This window comes from Paenibacillus sp. FSL H8-0282 (assembly GCF_037963825.1).
Classification (GTDB): Bacteria; Bacillota; Bacilli; order Paenibacillales; family Paenibacillaceae; genus Paenibacillus_AQ; species Paenibacillus_AQ odorifer.
Genome location: NZ_CP150146.1, coordinates 5888585 through 5913064 on the forward strand (window position 1 = coordinate 5888585; position 24480 = coordinate 5913064).

Annotated in this window: 23 protein-coding genes; 2 read left to right on the plus strand and 21 right to left on the minus strand. The window is 41.0% G+C overall.

Features of this window, described 5'->3' with window-relative positions:
- Complete coding sequence (locus tag NST94_RS25430; protein ID WP_081383349.1) at positions 1-555, plus strand: methyltransferase domain-containing protein; 555 nt, start codon at positions 1-3, stop codon at positions 553-555.
- Positions 556-775: 220 nt separating this feature from the next.
- On the opposite strand, the gene NST94_RS25435 is transcribed toward NST94_RS25430, so the two are convergent.
- Both NST94_RS25435 and NST94_RS25440 read right to left on the minus strand, forming a co-directional pair.
- The gene (locus NST94_RS25435) at positions 776-1561 is read right to left on the minus strand and encodes an RNA methyltransferase (RefSeq protein WP_076280285.1); all 786 of its coding nucleotides are present in this window, start codon (positions 1559-1561) and stop codon (positions 776-778) included.
- Positions 1562-1602: 41 nt separating this feature from the next.
- Complete coding sequence (locus NST94_RS25440) at positions 1603-2262, minus strand: TrkA family potassium uptake protein (RefSeq protein WP_036685517.1); 660 nt, start codon at positions 2260-2262, stop codon at positions 1603-1605.
- A gap of 234 nt (positions 2263-2496) precedes the next feature.
- Between NST94_RS25440 and NST94_RS25445 the strand changes: the two genes are divergently transcribed.
- Positions 2497-2733: a small acid-soluble spore protein SspI gene (locus tag NST94_RS25445; protein ID WP_076130310.1), complete on the plus strand. Its 237-nt coding sequence runs from the start codon at positions 2497-2499 to the stop codon at positions 2731-2733.
- A 100-nt stretch (positions 2734-2833) separates the two neighbouring features.
- Here the strand turns inward: NST94_RS25445 and NST94_RS25450 are convergent, their stop codons facing one another.
- The 19 genes from NST94_RS25450 to NST94_RS25540 form a co-directional block, all read right to left on the minus strand.
- On the minus strand, positions 2834-4432 hold the full coding sequence (locus tag NST94_RS25450) for a peptide chain release factor 3 (RefSeq protein ID WP_076184819.1): 1599 nt from the start codon (positions 4430-4432) through the stop codon (positions 2834-2836).
- 556 nt (positions 4433-4988) lie between these two features.
- Positions 4989-6539 carry a glucose-6-phosphate dehydrogenase gene (zwf, locus tag NST94_RS25455; RefSeq protein ID WP_036685526.1) on the minus strand — a complete coding sequence of 517 codons (1551 nt, stop codon included), beginning with the start codon at positions 6537-6539 and terminating at the stop codon, positions 4989-4991.
- A gap of 205 nt (positions 6540-6744) precedes the next feature.
- Positions 6745-7560, minus strand: coding sequence for a YwmB family TATA-box binding protein (locus NST94_RS25460; protein WP_339281416.1), 816 nt, complete (start codon positions 7558-7560; stop codon positions 6745-6747).
- Positions 7561-7753: 193 nt separating this feature from the next.
- On the minus strand, positions 7754-8407 hold the full coding sequence (locus NST94_RS25465; RefSeq protein ID WP_036685532.1) for a response regulator transcription factor: 654 nt from the start codon (positions 8405-8407) through the stop codon (positions 7754-7756).
- An 18-nt stretch (positions 8408-8425) separates the two neighbouring features.
- Complete coding sequence (locus NST94_RS25470; protein ID WP_076130326.1) at positions 8426-9460, minus strand: sensor histidine kinase; 1035 nt, start codon at positions 9458-9460, stop codon at positions 8426-8428.
- A 31-nt stretch (positions 9461-9491) separates the two neighbouring features.
- The gene (gene liaF, locus NST94_RS25475) at positions 9492-10139 is read right to left on the minus strand and encodes a cell wall-active antibiotics response protein LiaF (protein ID WP_036685537.1); all 648 of its coding nucleotides are present in this window, start codon (positions 10137-10139) and stop codon (positions 9492-9494) included.
- A gap of 197 nt (positions 10140-10336) precedes the next feature.
- Entirely contained in the window at positions 10337-11041 is a 705-nt protein-coding gene (locus NST94_RS25480) for a PspA/IM30 family protein (RefSeq protein WP_036685540.1), read from the minus strand.
- A gap of 3 nt (positions 11042-11044) precedes the next feature.
- A complete protein-coding gene (locus NST94_RS25485) occupies positions 11045-11512 on the minus strand; it encodes a PspC domain-containing protein (RefSeq protein WP_076184838.1) in 468 nt (155 codons plus the stop codon).
- Between the two features lie 4 nt (positions 11513-11516).
- Positions 11517-12194: a PspA/IM30 family protein gene (locus tag NST94_RS25490; protein WP_036685541.1), complete on the minus strand. Its 678-nt coding sequence runs from the start codon at positions 12192-12194 to the stop codon at positions 11517-11519.
- Positions 12195-12238: 44 nt separating this feature from the next.
- On the minus strand, positions 12239-12544 hold the full coding sequence (locus tag NST94_RS25495; RefSeq protein WP_076130307.1) for a hypothetical protein: 306 nt from the start codon (positions 12542-12544) through the stop codon (positions 12239-12241).
- 269 nt (positions 12545-12813) lie between these two features.
- Positions 12814-15327: an ABC transporter permease gene (locus NST94_RS25500; protein ID WP_339281417.1), complete on the minus strand. Its 2514-nt coding sequence runs from the start codon at positions 15325-15327 to the stop codon at positions 12814-12816.
- Positions 15328-15349: 22 nt separating this feature from the next.
- Complete coding sequence (locus NST94_RS25505) at positions 15350-17851, minus strand: ABC transporter permease (RefSeq protein WP_076304975.1); 2502 nt, start codon at positions 17849-17851, stop codon at positions 15350-15352.
- 11 nt (positions 17852-17862) lie between these two features.
- A complete protein-coding gene (locus NST94_RS25510) occupies positions 17863-18528 on the minus strand; it encodes an ABC transporter ATP-binding protein (RefSeq protein WP_076130305.1) in 666 nt (221 codons plus the stop codon).
- Between the two features lie 73 nt (positions 18529-18601).
- Positions 18602-20299, minus strand: a complete 1698-nt coding sequence (locus NST94_RS25515) for an ABC transporter ATP-binding protein (protein WP_339244959.1) — start codon at positions 20297-20299, stop codon at positions 18602-18604.
- The gene (locus NST94_RS25520; protein ID WP_339244961.1) at positions 20259-21296 is read right to left on the minus strand and encodes a S8 family serine peptidase; all 1038 of its coding nucleotides are present in this window, start codon (positions 21294-21296) and stop codon (positions 20259-20261) included. Before NST94_RS25520 ends, NST94_RS25515 begins: the two co-directional genes overlap by 41 nt.
- 113 nt (positions 21297-21409) lie before the next feature.
- Positions 21410-21589: a hypothetical protein gene (locus NST94_RS25525; protein ID WP_076220402.1), complete on the minus strand. Its 180-nt coding sequence runs from the start codon at positions 21587-21589 to the stop codon at positions 21410-21412.
- A 42-nt stretch (positions 21590-21631) separates the two neighbouring features.
- On the minus strand, positions 21632-21805 hold the full coding sequence (locus NST94_RS25530; RefSeq protein WP_175620029.1) for a hypothetical protein: 174 nt from the start codon (positions 21803-21805) through the stop codon (positions 21632-21634).
- A 61-nt stretch (positions 21806-21866) separates the two neighbouring features.
- On the minus strand, positions 21867-22907 hold the full coding sequence (locus NST94_RS25535) for a radical SAM protein (RefSeq protein ID WP_339248807.1): 1041 nt from the start codon (positions 22905-22907) through the stop codon (positions 21867-21869).
- Between the two features lie 18 nt (positions 22908-22925).
- The gene (locus NST94_RS25540; protein ID WP_076220400.1) at positions 22926-24170 is read right to left on the minus strand and encodes a radical SAM/SPASM domain-containing protein; all 1245 of its coding nucleotides are present in this window, start codon (positions 24168-24170) and stop codon (positions 22926-22928) included.
- Positions 24171-24480: the final 310 nt, after the last annotated feature.

Consider the following 24480-nt stretch of genomic DNA (forward strand, 5'->3'; position numbering starts at 1 on the left):
ATGTCTGAATACTTACTTTTCTTACAAGGCTTCCTCAAAGATCCAAAGCGGGTAGGAAATATTCTACCCAGTTCGCAATTATTAGCCAATAAAATAGTCCAGTCTGTACAATGGCATAATGTAAATGCCGTTGCAGAGCTTGGAGCTGGTACAGGTGCTATTACACATCTCATGACATCACAATTAACGAATTCTACAAAAGTGCTTTTGTTTGAGCGGAATAAAAAAATGAGAGAACACTTAAAAGCAATTTATCCGGAATGCATTTTCCATTCCAACGCCAGCTACTTACTCAAGAAATTGAATCAGGAAGGCATCCGTGAGTTAGATTGCATAATTTGCGGATTACCATTTTTTAATTTTTCAATTGAAATGCGTGACAAAATCCTACATCAGATTGTTAAGTCACTTAAACCAGGCGGAATTTTAGTTGCATATCAGCACTCGCTGCACATGAAAAAAAGATGGGCTAAACAACTACTTATTGAGAAAATTGAATTTGTGCCTTACACTTTCCCTCCAACATTCGTATATATTTGTCGTAAAAAAGAATGACACATGAATATTCGGAAAACAGTAATTTCTAAAGAATGTATAAGTATTGAGAATGGAAATGGCCAGGCTTATGTGCAGCCAATACTGTTGCAGGATTATAAAAAAGTCCTGATGATCAAGATTATCTTGATCATCAGGACTGGATTTAGTGTGAGAAAACTACGTTACAAACGGTGACAAGATGACTTACAACTCACACCACGTTACAAACGGTGACAATTTATCCCCGCTGTCTCATGCCCTCAAACAGCAAAATCGTCGCCGCCATTGCGGCGTTCAGCGATTCCGCGCGGCCTGCCATCGGGATGATGATACTCTTGTCCACGAGTCGCGCCGTTTCCGGCGAGATGCCTTTTCCTTCGCTGCCAATCAGCAGCCACTGGCTGCCGTGGAAATTGTGCTCATAGCACGATTCTTCGCCCTGCAGCGAAGTGCTCACCAGCAGCGCCCCATTTTCCCGGGCCTGTGGCAAAATCTCACTTAACTCTCCCTCCACCACCGGAAGATGGAACATCGAGCCCATCGTGGAACGGATGGTCTTCGGATTATAGAGGTCGGCACAGCCTTGTCCGAGGATCACTCCGTCTGCTCCCGCTGCATCCGCACTGCGGATGATGGTGCCGACATTGCCCGGATCCTGCACGCCGTCCAGCACAACCACAAGGCTATCCTTCTTCGCTAGGATAGCTTCTACTGCCTGCTGTTCCTTCCGCACGATGGCGAACACCGGCTGCGGCGTATTGGTGCTGCTGCATTTTGAGATGATCGCCGCCGAAACGCCAATCACTTCCATTCCCTGAACGGCCTGAAGCAGCCCCTTAAGTTCAGCAGGCATTCCTTTGTCGAGGTCATAAGCAAGGCATTCCACATCTGCTTCAGCCAGCAGTGCTTCTTGAACCAGATGAACGCCCTCTACGATATATTTACGAGCCTTGTCACGATGCTTTTTCTCCTGTAACCCGGCCCACTCTTTAACCCGCGTATTTTGCGGAGACATGATTTCCATAAAGTCTTCCTTTCTTCTGCCTTGCCATTTATTCTTTGTTCCTACTGATACGCCATCTCCAGCTTCGTCAAATTATCCTTATGCCCAACAATAACAAGGATATCGCCATCGATCAGGCGATCCTCTGCACGGGGAGAGATGTTCATTTCTTCACCTTGGCGGATGGCCATTACGTTGCAGCCAAATCTTGCGCGGATGTCGAGCTCCTGTAGATTTTTTCCGAGCATCGGTCCGGATACCTTCATATCCAGAATACTGTAGTCCGGCGACAGCTCAATATAATCCAATATATTAGGCGAAGCAAGATGATGCGCAACCCGCATTCCCATATCCCGTTCAGGATAAATCACCTTGTCCGCACCAATTTTGCTTAATACTTTGCCGTGCAGTTCACCTTTGGCTTTTGCCAGAATTGCAGGCACACCCAGGTCTTTTAGGATAAGTGTTGTCAGGATGCTAGCTTGTATGTCCTCGCCAATGGCTACAACCACCACATCAAAATTGCGAATACCAAGGGCACGCAGCGCCTCCTCATCCGTGGAATCTGCAGATACGGCATGAGTTACAATACTTGAAATTTCCTGTGTTCGCTGCTCGTCAGCATCAATCGCAAGTACATCAAACCCCATGCCGCTGAGCGCCTTAGCAACACTAGATCCGAAACGCCCCATACCGATGACGGCATATTGTTTTTTGGCCATGTCTATGTACCTCCCGTAGCATTCTATATCTCAAACAGTATAGCATAAGCCAAGAAGAAACGTCATTGCCGTCCTTATGGATGACAACCGTTTCTCGTAGGAATATAAGGATGATATATATGTGTCAAACTTATACTATCTTATATTTGGACAAAAACTTGAATTTCCAGCACCTTTGCAGGGCACATTATAACGAGGTCAATATCACTATATTTTCAAAAAAGGAGGTACATTATGCCCGTTACCATTGACTTGCGCCAGGCGATTATTCATAAAGTGCACGGTCAATCTGAAGAGGATTTACGTCATATGATTGAAGGCTCTGTGGACGGTCCGGAGGCAGCACTCCCGGGACTTGGCGCCGTGTTCGAAATGATCTGGAAGGATTTAGATCCCGCTAAGCAAGATAGGTTGGTTACCATGCTACATGATCACCTGGAGACTATTACCCCTGGGGATATCACATCGTAAACTGACCGCAACTAGTCAAAAACCTCCGCTCACCATGGTGTAACTTCACCTATGGAGGCGGAGGTTTTATTATTACATTCAGAAAGTTATAGCGTCCTAATTATAGTAATGCTTTTGGAGCCATTTCCAGGAATTTAGCTGTCGGGTTCTTATCCATCGCTGTCCGCATAGCATATTCGTTCTCGAACAACACGACAAAATTGCCCTTCTTATCCGTCACCAACGTTGAGTTGATTCTGAATTTGCTCGCATCCGGCTTAGTTTCATCTACGATCCAACGTGCAAACTGGTACGGCATTCTCTGCAACTGAACATCCACACCATATTCACCCTTCATGCGGTACTCAAACACTTCAAACTGCAGTTGTCCAACTACGCCAAGCAAAATATCGTCAAAGTTGACCGTGCGGAACACCTGGATCATGCCCTCTTCAGTCAGCTGATCGACACCCTTCTGGAACTGCTTCGATTTCAATGCATTTTTAATACTCACTTTAGCAAAAATCTCTGGTGAGAACGTTGGCAGCTCATCGAATTCCATATCTCCTGCTTGGCTCAAGGTATCACCAATTCTAAAAATACCTGGATCAAACAGACCGATGATATCTCCCGGATAAGCTTCCTCTACGATATCGCGGTCCTGCGCCAAAAATTGCTGTGGTTGCGCCAGCTTGATATCTTTACCGGCACGTACATGCTTCACGCTCATACCCCGTTCGAATTTCCCGGACACAATACGCAGGAAAGCAATCCGGTCACGGTGAGCCGGGTTCATGTTCGCTTGAATTTTGAACACATAACCAGTGAATTTCTCATTCGTTGGTTCTACTACCCCTATAGTACTGCGGCGTGGTTCAGGCTTCGGTGCCAGATCCAAGAAATTATCGAGGAAAGTCTGTACGCCAAAATTGTTGATCGCACTGCCAAAGAACACAGGTGTTAGTTCACCACTTAATACTTTTTCATAGTCAAAAGCATCGCCTGCTACATCCAGCAGCTCCAGATCCTGACACAGTTGATCATGCAGATACTCTCCAGCCATTTCACGAATGATTGGATCACGGTATCCGTCAACCTTTTGAACCTTGATTACGGAGTGATCGTCACCTTGGAATAGCTCTACCTGATTTTTCATCCGGTCATATACGCCGCATAGCTCACGTCCACTACCGATCGGCCAGTTCATTGGCACAGAACGAATACCAAGAACCTGCTCCAGCTCTTCCATCAGATCAAACGGGCTACGTCCTTCACGGTCCAGCTTGTTAATAAAGGTAAAGATCGGAATACCCCGTTTAGCACATACCTGAAACAGTTTGGTGGTTTGGGCTTCCACACCTTTTGCCACGTCAATAAGCATGACCGCACTATCCGCTGCAGTTAGGGTACGGTAGGTGTCCTCACTGAAGTCTTGGTGACCCGGTGTATCCAAAATGTTCACGCGATGATTCAAATAATCAAACTGCATCACGGAAGACGTTACAGAAATCCCCCGCTGCTTCTCAATTTCCATCCAGTCACTCGTCGCATGCTTATTCGCTTTACGGGCCTTAACCGTTCCCGCCAGACGGATCGCGCCACCGAATAACAGCAGTTTCTCCGTTAAAGTTGTTTTACCCGCATCCGGGTGGGAAATGATCGCAAAGGTTCTGCGTCTATCCACTTCCTTTTGCAGCTTCTGATCTATTGCTTTGTTCATTACACATATCCCTTCATATATAAAATTCCTGCTTCTGCTTCAATTACACTGGGGTTCATCAAATCGGTGCTCTGCTCATTGTTCATACCCCTTCATTTCTGAATGAATAGCTCTTAGGTCTAGCTCCAGTCCGCTTCAAGTGAAAGCATCCTCTAAAGTATATCAAAATCCGGCAGACATTATCTACTAAAAAGCGCGTGCCGCAAAATATCTCCCAAATGGTCTGGATTATGATCCCCACATATCATCGCTCAAGAAAATAGATGTATTTCCTACACTTACTTGAAGTATTAGCATTTTCATTAGCCTTTAGTTGCATTTGATGCAATTAAAAATAAGTTGTGCACGCTTTTCCGCCTTATCCGGTGATTATAGTTGCAGAAAATACATCTAAAAGACTAATCACAACGAGATAAGCGATTTTAATTGTACAAAGTGCAGTTATTAGAACAGTGCCCAGATCCCCCGAACACCGTCTGAAGTCCAATCTTTTAGATCTTAGCATTACAAAAAATCTCCCTGCATCCTCTGCAGGGAGATAGCATTAACTCAAGGTTTAGTTATTCTTCAGCCAAACCACATTATCTTCATCTTGGCCGTTTACAGGCCACCAATGGAAACCTTCTTTAGCAAGCAGTTCATCTGCTTCCACTGGACCCCAAGAGCCGGCAGGATAAGAAGATAAGTCGCTAGACTCTTCGCTCCATGCTTTCGCAATACGATCCACGAATGACCATGCCGAGGATACCTCATCCCAACGAGTGAAATAAGTGGAATCGCCGCGTGCGGCATCATGTAGCAAGCGCTCATATGCTTCAGGAGAATTGATTCCAACCAGGCAGCTCTGACAGAAGTCCATAGCCAGCGGTTGAATCTCAGACTCTGAACCCGGTTTCTTGGCATTAATCTTTACATAAATGCCTTCCATTGGGTTCACACGGATTACAAGGAGGTTAGGCTCAAGTTTATGCTTTTGTCCCAAATAAACGTTGGTTGGCATACCTTTGAACTCAACTACCACTTCCGTCGTCTTCACTGGGAGACGTTTACCTGTACGGATGTAGAAAGGAACTCCAGCCCAGCGGAAGTTATCTACAAATACACGGGCAGCAAAATACGTCTCTGTATTCGACTCAGGGTCAACCTTATCTTCCTGACGGTAAGCAGGAAGGGTTTTGCCTTGGTGTAAGCCTTGAATATATTGTGCTCTTACGACATTCTCACGCACCTCATCAGATGTCGCATAAGGACGAAGGGAACGAAGTACCTTCACTTTCTCATCACGAATATCTTCTGCGAGCAGACGGCTTGGTGGTTCCATAGCAATCATAGTCAGCAGTTGCAGTATATGATTCTGGCCCATGTCCCGTAAGGCTCCCGCATGGTCATAGTAACCACCGCGTTCTTCTACACCTACGGTTTCGCCAAGTGTAATTTGAATATTGGCAATATGTTTATTATTCCAGAGCGGTTCGAAAAAAGCATTAGCAAAACGAATCACTTCGATATTCTGTACCATTTCTTTACCAAGATAGTGGTCAATCCGGTAAATTTCCTCTTCTTTGAAGACCTGACGAATCTGTTCGTTCAGCTGTTCAGCCGACTCCAGATTATAACCAAAAGGCTTCTCAATTACGAGGCGATTCCAACCCGTACTATCCAGCATCCCGCCAGCTTTAAGATTGAAGGAGACACTGCCGAACAATTCAGGCGCCAGCGCAAGATAGAACATCCGATTGCCCGGAATACTGAATTTCTCTTCAAGAACTTCAGTTTGTGCTCTTAACTCGCGGAAACCATCAATATTGTTAATGTCCAGAGATTTGTATTCGAAATGCTGAACAAACTCATTCCATTCGCTTTCTTCTCCCGCTTTGTAACGGCAGAATTCAAGGATGGATTCCTTCACATCACTTCTAAATTCTTCCTGAGTACGCGGGCGCCGCGCCACGCCAATTACCGCAAAATCTTGTGCCAGCTTACCTTCACGGTACAAGCTGTAAATCGCCGGGAAAAGCTTACGCCGGGCTAAGTCTCCGGTTGCCCCAAAGATAAAAAAGACAGCACCGGGTGTGTGCAGTGCATCAAGGGTTTGATTTTCAGCCATGGCTCCTCATCTTTCTGTATGTAATATAGTTTATTGACATGCTCAGCGTCGGTACTAACATAAGGTGAATAACGACGTTATGTCATTTTAGCATATTCCTAAAAAGGATGCTATCACATTCCTGACAAATACTCTCGGGATTTCGCAAATTTCAATTAATATTTCTTATTATTAACTATATCTGCGCTTATATAAGAGAAAATTGTCAATATTCGATGGTTATTAAAGGAAAGCCTATAGTTACGCGGTTTGTCCCCTTCTGATCTTCATGATGCACTGCGATTTGGGCAGAAACTGACTGATTTCCACTCATCACAGAACGATTCAAATTAGGAATCGAATACGTACGGCTAACCGTTGAGATATCCTTGTAGCTTTCTCCTCCGGTCACAGCTTCAAACCGGTCATGCATCAATGACTCCGTCTGTGCTAGAACTTTTTCAGGTGCTCCCTGTTCTTGCGCGCTTCCTTGAAGGGATACATTCCATTCCACCTTAATTTTATTCTGTTCAAGAATCATACTTACTTCACGAGCAGCCGCTTGAAAGCTGGCTTCATTTTGCAGATCAGCCGCTTCTAACGTTACAATCACATAACTGTTACCTTCGCTAAGCTCACTCCAAAATAAGGAGAGCCGCGATTCATATGGTTTTACAGCTTCTGTACGATACGTCATATGTCCATCTTCCTCAGTACCTGACGGTACATTCAATCCGAGACTTGTGCTTAACTTAGCAACTTCGGCAGACAGATCCGCGTAATTGCTGCTTTCTCCCTGCCACTTTAACACTAAACGCAGCGGTGAATCAGAAACGGTTGTTTCTTTTCCGAGATCTATTAAACTCACAAGAGCATGATTCAGTTCGGCTCCTGTTGAAGCTTGGTTAACGCCCTCATCAAGAACGGTTGAATTCGCTTTAACACTTTGCAGATTAACTTGCAGAGCCGCAGCACAGCACACGATTATCATTATAAAAAAAGTCCCTTTTTTTGTTCCGTTGTTCAGCTTCATCTTCCGCATATGTCATTCTCCCTTCGAACCTCTCTAGCAATCTACTAGACAGTATGTTCGAATTAGGAGATTCTATACCTGAAATATCCCCACCAAGTGAGGGTTTATACTTCGATGCGTACTCAAGTACTTTGCGGGAGCCCCAAAACACACTTTCTTGTACAATAAAAAGGACTGAAGCAGAGGCTTCAGTCCTTTATTGTTATTCAGCTAGTCCATTTTTATATGCATAAATTGCTGCTTGGGTCCGGTCTTCCACGCCCAGCTTCGCGAGAATATTCGTCACATGAAATTTCACAGTTTTGATTCCAATAATTAGTTGATCGGCAATATCCTGATTGGATTTACCTTGCGCCAACAGACGTAATACTTCCATCTCGCGCTCCGTAAGCTCTTTATAAGCAGGTGATTCTCCTTTTGCATTGTTTCTAAAACGGTTCATCATTTTAGAGGCCACCTGTGACTCAAGCACGGACTGTCCTCTTGCCGCAGCGCGGATCGCATCCGCCACTTCACTAGCCCGCGAAGTCTTCAGCAGGTAACTAAAGGCGCCCGCTTCAATAACAGGATACATCTTTTCATCGTCCAAATAGCTTGTAAGAACAATAACTTTGATCTCTGGGTACTGCTTCATCAGCTGTTTAGTCGTTTCTATGCCATCCATCCCATCCATTACGAGATCCATTAAGACCACATCGGGATTGTACTCCTGAGCCAGCCGAATGCCTTCTTCTCCACTTCCAGCTTCACCTACGACCTCAATTCCATCCTCGGTACCTAAAACAGCTGCTAGTCCGATCCGTACCATTTCATGATCATCTACGAGTAGTACTTTAATTGCTTCCTCCATCTCCATGGTTACTCTTTCCTCCTATTATTCATTGACTAACGGAACGGTAATCTCAATACGCATCCCTTTACCCGGAGCGGTAATGAACTGAATGGAGCCTCCGATTTCATTAATCCGCTCCTGCATGTTCGACAAACCATAGGAAGCTTGTTTGGTGTCGTCCATCTCAAAGCCGATCCCATCATCACGCAACGTCAAGCGAACTGTATCTCCCCGTCTATGCAGCCGGATTTCCATTTTTTCTGCTTTCGCATGACGAAGTGTATTAGAAATCGCCTCTTGGACGATACGGAACAAGTGATTCTCTACCCCTTTTAACAGCTGCACATCAGGGTCCATTTCAAATACAATTTCGATTGGAACCTTGATCTTAAGCTCCTTGATCAATTCCTGCAGACCTTGTTCGAGGCCCTTTCCTTCCAAATAAACAGGTCTCAAATGCAGCAGCAATGCCCTCATCTCCGATTGGGCTACGGCAGACATTTCTTCTATAAGCGCAATTTGCCGCTGGGCTTTATCGAAATCCTTCTCCAATGTCCGGCCTACCGCCGTGGCAGTCATGGAGATTGCAAATAGCTGCTGGGAAACAGCGTCGTGCAGTTCACGCGCAAGCCGCTGCCGTTCCTCCATAATAGCAGATACCCGCGCCTGCTCCGCAAGCTTCGCGTTATTCGTGGATAACCGCTGCAGCGTCGTCACTTGATTCTCCCATTTGCCGCTAATCCGGCCAAGCTGTTCTCCGAGCCTTCCCAGCTCATCATCACCTAGATCCGGCATGGACAGCGTCAAATTTCCCTTTTCCCATAATACGAGGGTCTGCCTAAGACGTTCCAACTGCCGCTTCACACGAAAGCTCTGATAAAAGCCATAACCAATCCCAAAGCCCATTGGCAGAAGAATTAGGGTGACGGCTGTCCGCACGCCAAACTTCCAGCTTTCAAAAGGCTTCAAATAGCCATATGTATACATGACATACATTATCACAAGCAGCATGACCAAAGAGAACAGAGCCCCCTCACCCATGCTACGTGATATCATGTTTTTGTTCTTTTTTTCCATGCGGGGGACTCTCCCTTCTCTATCAAGCTTTTCAGGATAATCGTACATCTAGATCTCCCATTAAATAAGAAACACTAAATTTCACTTTGTATTCACTGCTGTCATAATTAGCTGATTTCCAATTCAGACGGTTCAACATCCCTGTATCTCGCTGGTTGCCGAATTCAATGGACCCAAAGAGCACAAAAGCTTCAATTTCCACGCCGTAATCATCGGACAGGTTAATGTCCATATCGCCAAAAATCCCTTGAAACAGCATGACCGTTTCCTTATGATCCGCCATAGCTAATGAAAGATCCACATCGGCCTCACCCAGTACATGCCAAGAGCTAAGGCTGTGCATCACCCAAGGTGAGCGGTCCCAGTCAAATCTGGATGAAAAGTTCTGCTTCTGCATAAACCCTTCCTTACGCTGTACTCTTTTGGATTTGGTAAAAAACATCCCAAGTGAGATTAAACAAATCCCCAGCACGAGCACCAAATGGTCCAGCAAAAGCAATACAGCACCTATCCCGAGCAGTTTATAGCCCTGCTTTACTTTGCCTGATGTCGTACGGTAGACTCCCAGCAGCAGGAACAGAAGCGCGACAATGGAGAAAAAGCCGAGCCATCTACCAAAAATCATCATGCAGCCAACAGCAATCAGTCCGATGGCAATCAAACGGTTTCGTTTATCCATTTCGCACCTCCTAAAAGTTTTGCGAAGCAAAACTCATTTTATACTATCGGTTAGATATCCGTCACTATGATGAGGAATATTATCACCGTTAAATATTATAGCTAGCCGCTATAAAAGCCATATCGGTATGGAGATCCATACCGTATGGCTTCTTCTTGTCCAGCATATCATATCCGTCCAAGTTTTAGGAACAGGATTTATTGTTCTTTTTTGTTTAGAGAAGGAGCCGCGGGTGTATCATTCAGCTTGTTTTTCAGTAGTGCCAATTGCTCATCCACTTTCAGTTGCTTCTCAACATCAACGGGTTTGCTATAAGCAGCGGATGGGCTGTAAGGTGCACGCATTACATCTGCTTCAGCCTCAAGCTGCATAATTTTCTCTTCCATCCGGTGGAATCCGAGTGATGCACTGCCACTTTCAATGGAATGTACGCTGCTGATTTGCGACATTTGTTTTTTAGCTTTAGCCATTTGAGCACGGGATACAAGCTCGTTACGTTTGTTGCGCAGCTTGTAGAACTCATCCTTCATGTCATGCAGTTGTTGCACTAATTCCTTAGCGTGTACTTCAGCTTGTGCGTGAAGATCACTGTACTCCACTTGCTTTTGGTCAAAGTAGATTTTTTCTTCCAACAGCTTGCGAGTTACTTCTTCTTGGCCATTTTTCAGTGCCAGTTCAGCTTGTGATCCACGTTGTGCAGACATTTTTGCTGCTTCTTCCACACGTTGCTTCATACGGCGTTCGTTAGCCATTTGTTTAGCAACTGTTACTTCTGCTTCGTGAATTTCAGCCTCCATATCGCGCAGATATTGGTTAAGCATTACGATTGGGTCCTCTACCTTATCCAACAAGTCATTTACCGACGCTTTTGTCATATCTTTAATTCTTTGAAATACTCCCATGATTTACAATTCCCCTTTCTCATATTTAGACAGTTTTTGTTTGAGTTCTTCTACTTCTTTTTGCAAAGCCTTCTTCTCAATATCCTTCATCATCGCATCCAAACCGGAGTCCGGTGCGGAATAAGCGTTGTTCTTCTCAAAATTAGGATTGTAATTTGGCTGGCGTCCATAAGGTCCATATCCGCCAGTAGCTTGTGGTCCGTGTCCATGTTCCGGTCTGCCTGAGTAGGGTCCGCCGAATGGGCCACCCGGTGCCCCAGGCCCTGGTCCAAATGGATTATAATGCGTCGGTTCCTTAGGAATGACCATTGCTGCAATGAAGTATACCGGAATCACCGCACCACCTGTAAACGGAATGCTGACCAGTAATAGAATCCGGAATAACGTGGAATCAATACCGAGTGTCTCAGATAATCCACCTGCAAGACCCGTCATCACTTTATCTCTTGTTGAACGATACAATCGACTCATAGCGCTACTCCTTTCCACCATTGTTCAGTTTCTCCTTTAGGCGAGCCATTTCTCTTTCGAGTACGGTCGCTACGGTCTCACCCGCTTGCACCGCATATTCCTGTCCCATGCGCCGCAAATCACGCAAGCTCTTTGCTTCTAATTCCCAATCCGACATCTGATCTTCCAGACGTCCGAACATTTTGGGAACATCACCACCATTGCCATAAGCACTGGCTCTTTGATTCATCCGTTGCTGCAATCGCAGCGACTCCATTCGTGCCGAATAATACTGACGTTTGCTGTACACCGTTTGATACTCTATTTTCAGCTCATTCAGCTGAGCTTCAAGTTCAAACAAGGATTGCTTGCTCTGTTCTAGCAGCCCGCTATATTGCTCCAGTTTTTCCTCGTGAATGATCTTTTCTTGTAAAGCCAGCTTCGCGAGATGATCCTCGCCTGCTTTAAGTGCCAACAACGCCTGCTCTTCACGTTTGTTTCTCATGGCAGTTGCTTGGTTCACTTGCTGCTGCAATTGCTTCGTGTGGGAAGCATATTGCTGGTACAGCCTTTCAGCTTCACTGATTTCCTCACGGGTTGAATGTAGAAATTGATCAATTAGTTTCACGGGATCTTGGCTTTGCTCCAGACGTTCGTTTAGATTAGCTACAGTAATATCCCTCATGCGACGAAAAACACTCATGATCTCCTGCTCCCTCCCTGCTTCTTGTTTAAGTACATTGCTTCTTAATAAGTACCCTTGTTACTTCTGCCCTTTAATGCTGATACGCCCCAGACGATCAACGCCACTCCTAGAAGTGGTCCAATGATCCAGGAAAGCTTCGCGATCAGGGACATCACACCAATGAACATCAGTACCCAACCAATAATCTTGCGTCCGCTCTTAATCCCGTAGTACCCGAGAACAACCAGCAATACCGGGAAAAGTAATCTGAACATTCCGTGGATCAGAGGAAGCGCAATGCCGAGCAGCATAACCGCACCAATCACAATCAGTACAACCGCTAATCCGTTTCCTTGTCTTCTTTGCATTTTTTCTCACCGCCTTTCGTTGTCCTTAACCTTATAGCCTTATTCTAGGGTAAATCGCAGACTTTCAAAACAGACCAACGACGGTTTTTCGTACTGGACCTTAGTCGAGGTAGCTGTACGACTACAGACCACTGTTGGGCTAGTTGTAGCTCATAACCAACCTTTGCACATATAAATGGGAATGCACCCATCAAAAATTAAAAGGACACCACCCTATATAGGTGATGCCCTTTTGAACTTTCCTTTAGGGTTAACTATGCGGCTCTTTATCAAAAAACCTCGCTCCGTAATCTTTCAATAATAGTCTTCTTAGATATGCTGTGGTAACACAAAACGGGTACTACAATAGAGATCAGCATAAAGGGGATTATACTAAGTAAAATAGGGGTTAATGTAAAAGTCCAAGTAAAATAATCAAGTTCTGCTCCCATTGCGGGTACTAGGGTAGTATTTGCCAAGCTTCCTAGCACAATCGAAAACATCAGCCCTAGGAAGGCATACCCGACCCCCTCAAAGATAAGCATTTCTTTTACCTGCTTATCCGTCATGGCTATTGATTGCAGCATGGCAATTTCTCGTTTTCTGGTTAAAATAGAAGTTTGCATGGAATTTATGAAATTCAGAATCCCAATAACACCTAGCAGAATACAAAATGCACCTCCTACCACCTCATACATAAAGATTAAACTACGAAAGGTTTCTCTAGAAGTATTCTTCGAATAGAAATCCAATCCGGTATCCGTATGTAAGCAATAGTCCTCCAGCCATTTTTCTGTCTGAGTTAAATGTTCATCATCTACATTAAAGATTGTATACATTGGCAGCATAGAATCTGCATGGGCAAGCAGTTCATCCGAAGGCAACAAATACTCTAATCCTATATCATAATATGCCACTGAGTGAATAGCTCCCGGAAAATCAACAATGGCAAGCACTTCATATTCCTTTTCCTTTCCGTTTCCAAAACTCACTTTAACTTTATCTCCCGGATGATAAATGCTGCTTGTACCATCTAGGAATTTCTTACAGTTAGTAACATAGATTCCCTCTCCTTTCTCCCAGCGTTTTTGATCCAAAGCTCCTTCCTTTACTTGAATCATCTGTGCCGGCCACTCACTGAAACCAAATGTATTCACTATTGATCTCCGTTTCACCATTTCCTGAGAACTCAGAAATTCCTCTTGGTCCTTTTCATTCATCAAGCCGACTTCTCTTTTCAGCGCAGACATTGCCTGATCACTTAAATTTTGTGTTAAAGGGAGTACATAAACATTACCGCTATTTTCAAGCCCGTCCAATGACTCTACTTGTTTTATGAACTCATTGCTTACACCGGAAGTATCAAATGGAGGCGAATTATTTATGATCGAAGTATCAGCAACCGTAAAGTCCGAAACAGACTGAAACTCAATGAACTTATTAAAATCAAAAGAATGCACAAGACCATAAGTACTATTAAGAATAACCAAACTAAGTGTAAAAGAAAGCGTGACGATGATCACTTTTCGGGGGTTCCTCTTTAAATTAGCCATTGCTAGACGAACGGATGTTATTGGTTGAGCTTTTTTCTTTTTTCTTCTTAGTTCTCCCGCCTGTTTTCCTTCAACATAACTTAGAGCTTCTATTGGAGAAACCCTTGATGCAACCTTTGCTGGCCCTAAGCAACTTAATAACACTGTGCAGAGGCTGAATATAGCGGCAATAGCAAAAATAAGCGGGTGTACACTTGTTACGACGCGCATATCTTCACCAAAAATATCGATAATAGCCGGAACAAGAAAACGACCGATCGTCCAACCTATCACTAGTCCAAAAGGAATACCGATACAAGCAAGATATATTGCCTTATAACGAACCATTCTTTTGATTTGTTTTGAAGTTGTCCCAATGACTTTTAATAAACCATAAGATTTAATTTCTTGTGCAATTGAAATATAGAATATATTGTAGATTAACAAATATCCAGCTAAGGAAATCACTATGATTACAAGGAAACCTAGAAGTATATTTTGAGGTTCAGATCCTAGAATATCATAAGAAGCGTTAACAGTTATTTGACCATCAAAATCACTTCTGCTGGCAAGTTGTTCAGATTTCGTTTCAATATCCCACGTATTCGAAAACCAAAATTGACTGTTGATATAGCCTGAGTACACATTGGGACGGTTGTTCCATGGTTCAGTTGCCACAGGAGCTATTAAATCTGCATATTCACGAGAAAGCCAAATATTTTGACGCCAAGAGAGCGGATTTCCATCCCAAATTCCACAAACGGTAAAGGTATCTGTTATTGTTTTTTCATCTGTTTTGAAGGTTAACGAAATAGATTGACCTAATGTATGGGGAAGACCCAGCGCATCCAATACCAAGGTGCTTACACTTATGTCTTTCTTTTGCTGTGGCATGTTTCCAAGCTGTGGTAAGCTATACGCCCATTTTGCATACTTTTCCTCACCATACCTCACTTCTGTAGGTAACTTAGAAAAGGCAACCCCCTGTGCATCACCGATAAGAACCGAATAGGAGATGTCCTTAATCATTAAATCTGAAGAGACTCTTTTATACTCAGGCATAGACATTTGATGAAATCCACCATGAGCATTGCTCCCCGCGATTCTCATCTTGTTGTCTTTCATTGACTCTAACAAACTCCCTGCAATAGTAAATACACTGGTGAACATAATCGCAGCCAAGGCTATTGCCAGAATAGCAAAATAATTTTTGCTAGATTTAAGAGAGCGCTTTGCCAACTTTTTCATAGTTTTTCCACTATTGTGTTTCAAAGTTCCCACCTCCCTTGCATTATTATTCTGCTTGTCTTAGCTGTTCAATAACACTTGAACGGGAAATAGATTTGTACAACAAACCAGGAATTATTGAACAGATCAACAAAACAACCCCCGAATATATGATTAAAGAGGTGACCGGATATCTAAACACTCCATAGCCTATATATTCATGCAATATATTAAAGACCAGATAACTAATGCCACTACCCACTATTAATGTAAGAACAAAAGCAATTAGAGCAAACCAGATTCCTTCAAAGGTGATCAGCCATTTAATCTGCTTCTTCGTCGCGCCAATAGATGCTAGAACAGCAAACTCCTGTTTTCTGGATACAATGCTTACTAATATAGTGTTAATAAAATTCAAAACACCGATGCTGCTTAAAATGATAATGATAACAATAGAAAGATTGGAAAAAGACTGCTTTAAGTCAGCAAACGCTTTTGCCTGTTCAATTTTTGAGGTGCCTGAAATGCTGCTGTCTCCGCTTGTAAGTAGTTTAACCTCATTCAACACATCCTGTTCTTTTCCTTTTTGCGCATTAATCTTAATAGAGTAAATCACAGCATCAGAATGATATTTGTTGATAACATTATTTGACACAATTAGCCATGGAGCAGCACCACTATTCATAGCATCACGTTCAAACGTCATTTGACCGCCAATTTTCACCTTATAGCTCTTGTTGTTGTCAATTACCGTGAAGGGTATCTGTACACCTATTGGAATGCCATTCCCATTAATATCAGTTACCAATGCTATCTTCCCTTTGGAAAAGTCGCTTAAATTAATCGGGTTCTTAGCAGTACGGTTATACTCCTCCAGTTTTTTATCATCAATGCCGATCAATAAACCCCAAAAGTTAGTTTTAGGATCTTCTTCATAATGTTTTTTATCTCTGAGTTCCTCATTCACACCTGCACGAAATTCATTGTAATTTCGCAGCCACTCACCATGAGTACTATCTGAATAATGCTGGAAAATAGATACTACCGTCGTTCGTTCGAGTTCACGGATCCCGTTTACTGCGGAAATTTGCGACAGCAACTCAGGAGTAAAGTGCTGCTCCTCTGTTGGATTAAAACTGGCTCTGGTCATTTGGTTATACATAGCAATGTCGTATTTAACCTCTGCATTGATGTATTCCTCCGCACTGAAGGATTTTAGAAATGTGGAAAGCACCACAAGTGCAGTGCTGCCTAAGAAGAGCGTTAACACAACAAAAAGCAATCTTTTTTTACTACGGAGTATATTTTTTAACGACATATACGGTATTTTCGCACCATGTCTACCTCTTGATTTTTGTTTTCCGGATTGTGTATCAGTATGTTTCGACGCTTCAATCGGAGAAATTCTCCCTGCCTTCTTTGCAGGTGCTCTATAGCTTAAAAATAGAGTTAACGCTGAGAAAAATAGGGCCAAGAGCAACACCCATAAGTTGACTTGCCTATCTATGGATGAGAAACCCTCATACGAAGATAAGGCAAGTGGCACTACGTAAAATGAAAGCCCCCATCCCAACAGCATCCCCACAGGCAGGGCAAAAAAGGCTACTTTAGCAACACTGTAATAGACAATTTGCTTGATTTGCGCACTAGTCATTCCCAGCATTTTCAGCAGCCCATAAAATCGTACGTCTCGAGTAATAGAGATATACGCAACGTTGAAAATAATAAGGTATCCATCAAACATAAAAAACAAAACCATTATTACTGCAACCAGTGAATCCTTGACATTCATATTCAATTTACCGTCATATGAAGGAATCAACTGCTGATTTCCATCCAAATCAATGGAGGCTCGAATCTGCTCGATTTTATCGTGATAATGTCTGGTATCTTTAAATAATAACCCTACAAGATTCGGCACTTCCTGCGGATGTTCTCTTAAAAATGTTTCTGAAAAAAAGACAATTCGATTGTTTTCAGAATTGATATTTGCCGTGTCCTCATAGAATCCAGACAGAGTAAAGGGAAGGCTCTGAACCTCTGCGTCGCCGTTTTTTGAAATATCACTGATAGCAACAGACAATGAAACCTCCATTCCAGTCTGCGGCTTTGAGTATCCCAACCTATTCAACAGCCATGTTGACATCATGATTTCATTGCCTTTAGCAGGATAGGTACCCTGCATATTATCTACAAGTGATCCGCTATATTCCTCCCAATTTGTAGAACTGATCATCTGTATATCAATCCCAGCCTGTCCCTTATTATTGACAAGTGATCCCATTTTGGTTTGAATATTCATTTCAGGCTTTAAAATATCAAATTTACTTAATAAATCTAATTGATTCTGTGTTGGACGACTCAAAATAACATTAGCACTTGTCCCGGTTTCTTTCATTTCTTGATGTTTAGATAATTTCAAGTAACTGTAAAATGTGCTGCAAGCTGCTGTAATCAGAATGGTCGTAAGAATGATGGCGCATGCCAATATAATATTTCTGGTTTTGTTTGCCTTATAGTATCTCTGAAATAATTTTCGGATGACGGATGAAGAATGATTTCTATACATTTTTTCCCTCTCTAATCCACGATTTTCCCATCCTCCATACGGAGAATCCGATCAGCACGCAAGGAAATTTCGTTGTTATGTGTAATCATAATGATTGTTTGATTTAGTTGGTGACTAGTCATTTCCAGCAGCTTGATTACCTCTTCACTTGTTTGACTATCCAAATTTCCAGTGGGCTCATCGGCAAGGATAATAGCGGGCTTCATCGCTAAAGCCCTTGCAATTGCTACACGCTGTTGTTGGCCCCCAGACAAATTGTTGGGTAAATTATTCAGCTTCTCCTTCAGTCCTAACATCCTTACAATGATGTTCACATACTCCTTATCCACCTTGTTTCCATCAAGTTCAATCGGCAGAACGATATTCTCGTAGACATTAAGTATCGGCATTAGATTATAATTTTGAAAAATGAACCCGATATTTTTACGTCTAAAAATCGTAAGCTGATCACTGTTCATCTTTGACAGTTCTTTCCCATTCACTTCTACGGTGCCAGAGGTAGGATTATCAAGGCCCCCGAGCATATGCAGTAGCGTAGACTTACCGCTGCCGGAAGTCCCAACGATAGCCACAAATTCACCTTGCTCCACACTCATTGTTATGCCATCCAACGCTTTGACAGGGTTTGGTTCACTACCGTAATACTTTCTCAAGTCGTTAGCTTTTAATATACTCATGCACAACCCCTCTATTTCTTTAGAATATCTGATGATAATAAATGTGATTATTCCCCATATGCCCTACTGTCTTTTATGATGTGGTATACAAACGATAGTAAAATTCCTCTTCCTGCATTAATTGATGATGTGTTCCTCTCTCTATAATTTGACCTTCTTTCAAAACAGAAATTATATCTGCACCTCGAATTGTAGATAAGCGGTGAGCTATGATAATAATTGTCTTTCCCTTAAATAGTGATAGAATCTGGTCTGTTATTTCATGCTCTGTATTGTTATCCAGCATTGAAGTAGCTTCATCGAAAACCATAATAGGTGCATCTTTAAAAATGGCTCGCGCGATAGCTAAACGTTGCTTTTCCCCACCGGATAAACGGATTCCATTCTCTCCTATAACTGTATGCCATCCATCCTTTAAGCCATGCACCAGATCGTATATGTTCGCTCCTTTTAATGCTCTTTCGACTTCTTGATCAGTGACACTCTCTTTGTTTAAAACGATATTATTATAGATAGTATCGTTAAGAAGAAAAATATTCTGACTGACAATACTAATCTGTCTTCTTAGACAATCTAATGTATATTCAGAAATCCTTCGCCCATCTAATGTTATTGTTCCGGCAAGGGGCTCCCAAAGACGAAATATGAGTTGGATAATAGTAGTTTTTCCTGCTCCGCTTGGCCCAACGATAGCGTGAATGGTTCCCTCGTTAACGGTGAATGAAGCCTTGGATAATATTTCTGTTTGATTGTAGCCAAAGCTCACATCTGAGAACTGTATTTGTCCATTAATTTCACAACTTAATTTCCCGCTATCTTTAATGGTCGATTCTCGAGTTAGAAGAGTGTTCAGTCTATCCCACGATACATAACTTGATGCCAGATCAGCACTAATATTTAACATACTCATGACCGGAGAAATCAATCTTTGAGTATATACCTGAAAACTAAAAAGATCCCCAATCGTCATCAGTTGTGTGATGACATTAAATCCTCCCCATCCAACGATTGTGACTGTAATAATCGAGCTAATAAAATTCATAAGTGAATTATATTTAGCCATTGCTAAAGTTGTATTGATTTTAGCTCTTGTGAAATCATCTTCATTTCTTTTAATCTTTTTATTTTGAAATATTATCAGTCCGTTTTGGACAAAATTCATCAAATTCATAATTAATTCCTGCAAGGAACTTTGCAACTTTATAATCGAATGCCTACTATCTAAGGTAGTTTTTTCTATTTTTTTGTTTGACGATATTTGTAGAAAAATCATCAGCAGAATAAGGCCAATCATGACGATCGACATGTTATTTTGTAATTTGAAGATGAGAAATAACACACCGATGATCTTTATGAAGTTATATGCCATTGTTAGTAACTGTCTCGCTAAAATATCTGCTATACTCTCGACATCCTGAAGAACTAGAGTAAGCAAATCGCTACTATCTGCATAGGTATAAAATTCTCCAGACTGCTTACAAATACAATCCAGGCATTCTTCTCTTATTTTTAAGGTGATTTCCCTTTCTAGCTTTACAGTTAAATTCTGCGAAACAATCATGCTAATATACCCAATAATACTGACAACTAGAATAATAGATATATACTCCAATAAAGACGACAGATCTTTGTTGGATATAGATTGATCAATAATTTGTGAAATAAGATACGGTGTTAGAAGAGATTCTATGGTGCTAAATAAAAGACATAGCCCGATTGGAAAATAAAATTTACGTGATCCCTTTGTGTATTTCCATATTTGTAATATCATTTTTGTCTGTCTTATTTTTAACACCTCTCAGTGTGTCACTAATACAACTGATTGTCTCCAGCATAAAAGGGGTTATATTTTTCAAATCAAGTTTTACCCTAAATTCCTCTTCCAATGCCTGTATTAACGGGACGACAGTTTCAGGTACCATAATCCCCATTTCAAAAAGACTGTCATTAGCTTTCAGAGTTTCATCTATTATGTTCTCACCCGCAGTTGTAGAGACTTGTCTAATCAATTGTTCGATTTTTGCATAAACGACGTTGCTTTCTGCAAATTTAGCATTTCTTCTTTTATAACGATGTGAAGATATCGCTGCTTGCAATTCACGTTCTATCCACTGACTCTTTATACATTTATTAGATAAATTTCGATAAATATCTTTTATATCTGTATAATTTTCTAACATGATTGTTCTAGCAACTAAACCGGACCCCACAGCTGTTGCCTTGCTATTGCCTGAGAACACAAAATACTTTCCGAGTTCCGGGTTAGTAAAAACAGGGGTCATATCTGTTATTAGTTGTATTGTTTTATGTGAATTGAACCAAAATTCATTTGGTGAAGGAAAAAGACTTCCTCTTACCCCTAAAACTGAATCGAAAATGGCTGGTTCGCTTAACTTATATCGATTTCTTACAGCGGAAACTACAACTTTATTTTGTTTTAGCAATTCATCGCATATTTCTTTTATTTCATAGTTATCCTCATCCAGTAAAGATAGACTTAAGTTTATGATATGGCAGTCTATAGTAAGGCAATATTCCAGTGCTTCTCTTAATATTTGTGAACTAGTAAAGCCTTCGGCATCCAAAATAGAGATTGAAATGAATTTTGAGTCTGGACATATAGACTTGATTACTATAGCGCATGCAGTCCCATGCCCTGAACGATCCACTTCCTGCTCTTCTTTTTGAAATGAAATTGAGTCTATTAATCGCTCACCAATGAGCGTGGCCCTTATACCAGAATCAATAATCACTACTATGGGCTCCATAATGTGCTCCTGTTAAAACAATATTTTTAAACCACTACTGAGTTCCAAGTAACGAAACCCGGCAGTGGTTTTATATAATAAAATAAATCCCACAGTTTACAGAAAGTTATATATTATGCAAACCAATTATTTTTAGGTGTATATATCGTGTCATATTTTACACAACCCTTTGTGTTCCCATTAGATTTACCAACGAATTTATTATGTTCAGTACAATCATCATCACATCCTTGTCCCTGAACATTAGATTGGTTGATTGTTATTGGATTTTTAATTTTTTGCACATTTAACATTCGATTATTTCTCCTCTCGTTTTTTTAAAATTTTATTTAAGCTTAGCCAAGTGGATTCCAACGTGGAGTATATTGATAAGTGGACCAACAACCCGCTGCGCTACCATCGGCTTCTTTTTTTCCAGCCCATACTTTAACTTTGCAGTCATCTTTACATCCTTGAGCTTCTACATTGGAAGAAAGGGTGGTTTTTCTTGTGATTTTAGTGACCTTCATACGCTCAGTCCTCCTTTCTAATTTATTTTTTAATGGGGTGGGATTTATTCTACTAACGCAATTAAATAATTTTGACTAGTTCTTCAGTATAAATTGCCGATTCAATAAAAATGTGCTCTAGACAACACCTTGTTCCAGATGCTTTATTAAAATCACCTGTTTTTATCCGATTAATAATTTTGCATCTGGTGGTTGTACAATAGTGATATCGTTCACAACCATCACACTCTGCTATGACTCGATTATCCTCGGAATGAATTTCTACTAATTTTTCTTCATCTATTCCTTCAAAAATGTTTCCAATACAAAACTCTTCTACCCCGTTTGCAATAATACAAGGATAAAGTTTCCCATCTGTATCTATAGTCAATGAGCCAATTCCACCATCACAAACTGAATTTTTGGTTTTGTTAGGCGCATCATTTATAAATCCAACATCAAGTGTTGTGCTTATTTCTTGGTTATTGTGCAAATAAGATGTAATAAGCTTGCACTGTTCCAAAAGTACTTCAAGTGATTGTTCATCCCATTCCCTATCATTTTCATCCGGTACTGGCATTATATTTTGAAATCCCAACCGAATTAACTCAATAACACCCTGATTTAGCTGTGATACATTTGAGCTGGTCACAGTCATTCTGGCTACTGCATCTGGTCTTCGTTCTAGCAAACGCGATGCATTCTTTTTAACTAAATCAAATGAACCGGAGTAATTTTTATAAACTCGATTTTGGTCGTGTGCCTCCTTGGTACCATCAATACTGATTGAGACATTTTCGTATTCATTAGATAAAAGTTCTAAAATTTCATCATTTATAATTGTTCCATTGGTTGTAATCGAAAACTTTGCTTTTGGTATTGTTTTTTTGGTTTTATTTATAAATGATTTTATTTTTGGAAAAACCAACAAGGGTTCTCCTCCGTGTGTCACAATATTTATTTTCTGATCATTTATCTTCCTCATGTGTTCTAGTAAAAAGCCTGGTATCTCATTAATTATTTCTCCAGTAATTTCTTTTGAAAATTTTTCTCCTTCATAACAATAACTACATTGCAGATTACAGTCTCTTGTAAAAAAAATAGTTACATTGATTGGGATCAGCTCCTCATAATTTCATCTTTACGCCCATACTGACTCTAAAAAACTCTTCATTCCCATACAACGTTGTTCAAAATCATCTGGAGACTTCAAATCTACAATCTCGTGTATACAACTCCAACAGAAGTAGTTAACGTTACAAGTTTTACATTTTTCCATTTGTTCCGGTTCATATTGTTGCAAGCTGTCACTTAAAAACTGTTTGTCACTTAAGACTAAACACTCTTCCAACGATGCTATGTCCATGATATCCCCAAGTTTATGTTCGGGTTCTATGAACAAATTGCATGGATATATTCCGCCATCACTCTCAATCGTGAGTGTTTTACACCCTGCTGCACAGGAACATGTATAGAATTTCTGATCTTCTTTTTCCCATTTATCTTTCAACGATATATCCACACTGGTCTTTTTAGAGACTGTGGTTGTAAGCAACTCTTTATTCTGCTCTGCTTGTCCAACAAAACTTAACGCTCGTAGGATCCCTTTACACCCCAACCTTTTATTAAGCTCAAAAAATTCATCAACATAATTTTGGTTGGTAGCGCTTAATATCATAGAAGTTGTTATTTTATGAAATCCATTTTCTTGTAATAAATGAATGGCTGACACTGCTCTTTTAAAAACCCCTTTACCTCTGACCACTGAACAGGTTTCTTCGTCCACTCCATCCAAACTAATATCTATACTATTAATCGAATTTATAATATATTTGACGTTATTTTCGTTTATTAATGTCCCATTAGTCATTAGAGAAATATGACCATCAAAGTTAACTCTTAAGTAAGTAATGATTTCTTTAAAATCTGTTCGAACCAGCGCTTCTCCACCTGTTATCGTTATCGCCTCAGGGTTAGCAGCAATTATTTTGTCCAGAGCAGAGATTATCTCTTTCGTTGTAAATTTCTCATTTGTAGCACAGCTATCAACATTGACCATACAATGCTTGCAGTGGAGATTACATCGATTTGAAATAGCAAAGCTGACATCATGCAGTCTTGTCTTTGGCGTTTGAGAGTCAAACACTTCTATTCTGCTTAGAGACTGAACTACTTCGGACATATACTCACGATCCTCATCATCCGCCATTGCGTCCATTAATTCCCCAAAACTATATTTGCGTTGATCACACTCATTCAGAGTTTCTTGACAGACTCTTGGAATCTTAACCCACTTCCGATTAAGTCTATTAAAAACAATAGCTAGATCATTATTAAATAAAAACTTTGTATTGGGGGAAAAGCTTATTACATCTTTTTGTTCCAAAGTCCTTCTCTCCTCTACATAGATCTCTTGAAATATTCATTTTTTTCTTCAGTTTCGTTGTAAATTTTAATTGCATTATTAAAATAGAGATTTTTTGGTGCCCCTTCTATATTCCATGTTATTCCAAAAATTTACTATTTTATATAAAAAAATTCGTTTACAATGTTTTTTTTGAGGACTATACTAACTATTTGTTCTAGAAAATTACATTTAATATACAATAAAACATTTTTAAAGATTATAAAGAAAAGTCCACTTTCAACTGTCTACTAAATAAAAATCTCGCTTTCGAATAAATCCCGAGAATGTA

Bases quoted from the DNA above. Each gene is read 5' to 3' on its own strand.
- NST94_RS25430 (WP_081383349.1), top strand. From the start codon at position 1: ATGTCTGAATACTTACTTTTCTTACAAGGCTTCCTCAAAGATCCAAAG.
- NST94_RS25435 (WP_076280285.1), bottom strand. From the start codon at position 1,561: ATGGAAATCATGTCTCCGCAAAATACGCGGGTTAAAGAGTGGGCCGGG.
- NST94_RS25440 (WP_036685517.1), bottom strand. From the start codon at position 2,262: ATGGCCAAAAAACAATATGCCGTCATCGGTATGGGGCGTTTCGGATCT.
- NST94_RS25445 (WP_076130310.1), top strand. From the start codon at position 2,497: ATGCCCGTTACCATTGACTTGCGCCAGGCGATTATTCATAAAGTGCAC.
- NST94_RS25450 (WP_076184819.1), bottom strand. From the start codon at position 4,432: ATGAACAAAGCAATAGATCAGAAGCTGCAAAAGGAAGTGGATAGACGC.
- zwf (WP_036685526.1), bottom strand. From the start codon at position 6,539: ATGGCTGAAAATCAAACCCTTGATGCACTGCACACACCCGGTGCTGTC.
- NST94_RS25460 (WP_339281416.1), bottom strand. From the start codon at position 7,560: ATGCGGAAGATGAAGCTGAACAACGGAACAAAAAAAGGGACTTTTTTT.
- NST94_RS25465 (WP_036685532.1), bottom strand. From the start codon at position 8,407: ATGGAGATGGAGGAAGCAATTAAAGTACTACTCGTAGATGATCATGAA.
- NST94_RS25470 (WP_076130326.1), bottom strand. From the start codon at position 9,460: ATGGAAAAAAAGAACAAAAACATGATATCACGTAGCATGGGTGAGGGG.
- liaF (WP_036685537.1), bottom strand. From the start codon at position 10,139: ATGGATAAACGAAACCGTTTGATTGCCATCGGACTGATTGCTGTTGGC.
- NST94_RS25480 (WP_036685540.1), bottom strand. From the start codon at position 11,041: ATGGGAGTATTTCAAAGAATTAAAGATATGACAAAAGCGTCGGTAAAT.
- NST94_RS25485 (WP_076184838.1), bottom strand. From the start codon at position 11,512: ATGAGTCGATTGTATCGTTCAACAAGAGATAAAGTGATGACGGGTCTT.
- NST94_RS25490 (WP_036685541.1), bottom strand. From the start codon at position 12,194: ATGAGTGTTTTTCGTCGCATGAGGGATATTACTGTAGCTAATCTAAAC.
- NST94_RS25495 (WP_076130307.1), bottom strand. From the start codon at position 12,544: ATGCAAAGAAGACAAGGAAACGGATTAGCGGTTGTACTGATTGTGATT.
- NST94_RS25505 (WP_076304975.1), bottom strand. From the start codon at position 17,851: ATGTATAGAAATCATTCTTCATCCGTCATCCGAAAATTATTTCAGAGA.
- NST94_RS25510 (WP_076130305.1), bottom strand. From the start codon at position 18,528: ATGAGTATATTAAAAGCTAACGACTTGAGAAAGTATTACGGTAGTGAA.
- NST94_RS25515 (WP_339244959.1), bottom strand. From the start codon at position 20,299: ATGATATTACAAATATGGAAATACACAAAGGGATCACGTAAATTTTAT.
- NST94_RS25520 (WP_339244961.1), bottom strand. From the start codon at position 21,296: ATGGAGCCCATAGTAGTGATTATTGATTCTGGTATAAGGGCCACGCTC.
- NST94_RS25525 (WP_076220402.1), bottom strand. From the start codon at position 21,589: ATGTTAAATGTGCAAAAAATTAAAAATCCAATAACAATCAACCAATCT.
- NST94_RS25530 (WP_175620029.1), bottom strand. From the start codon at position 21,805: ATGAAGGTCACTAAAATCACAAGAAAAACCACCCTTTCTTCCAATGTA.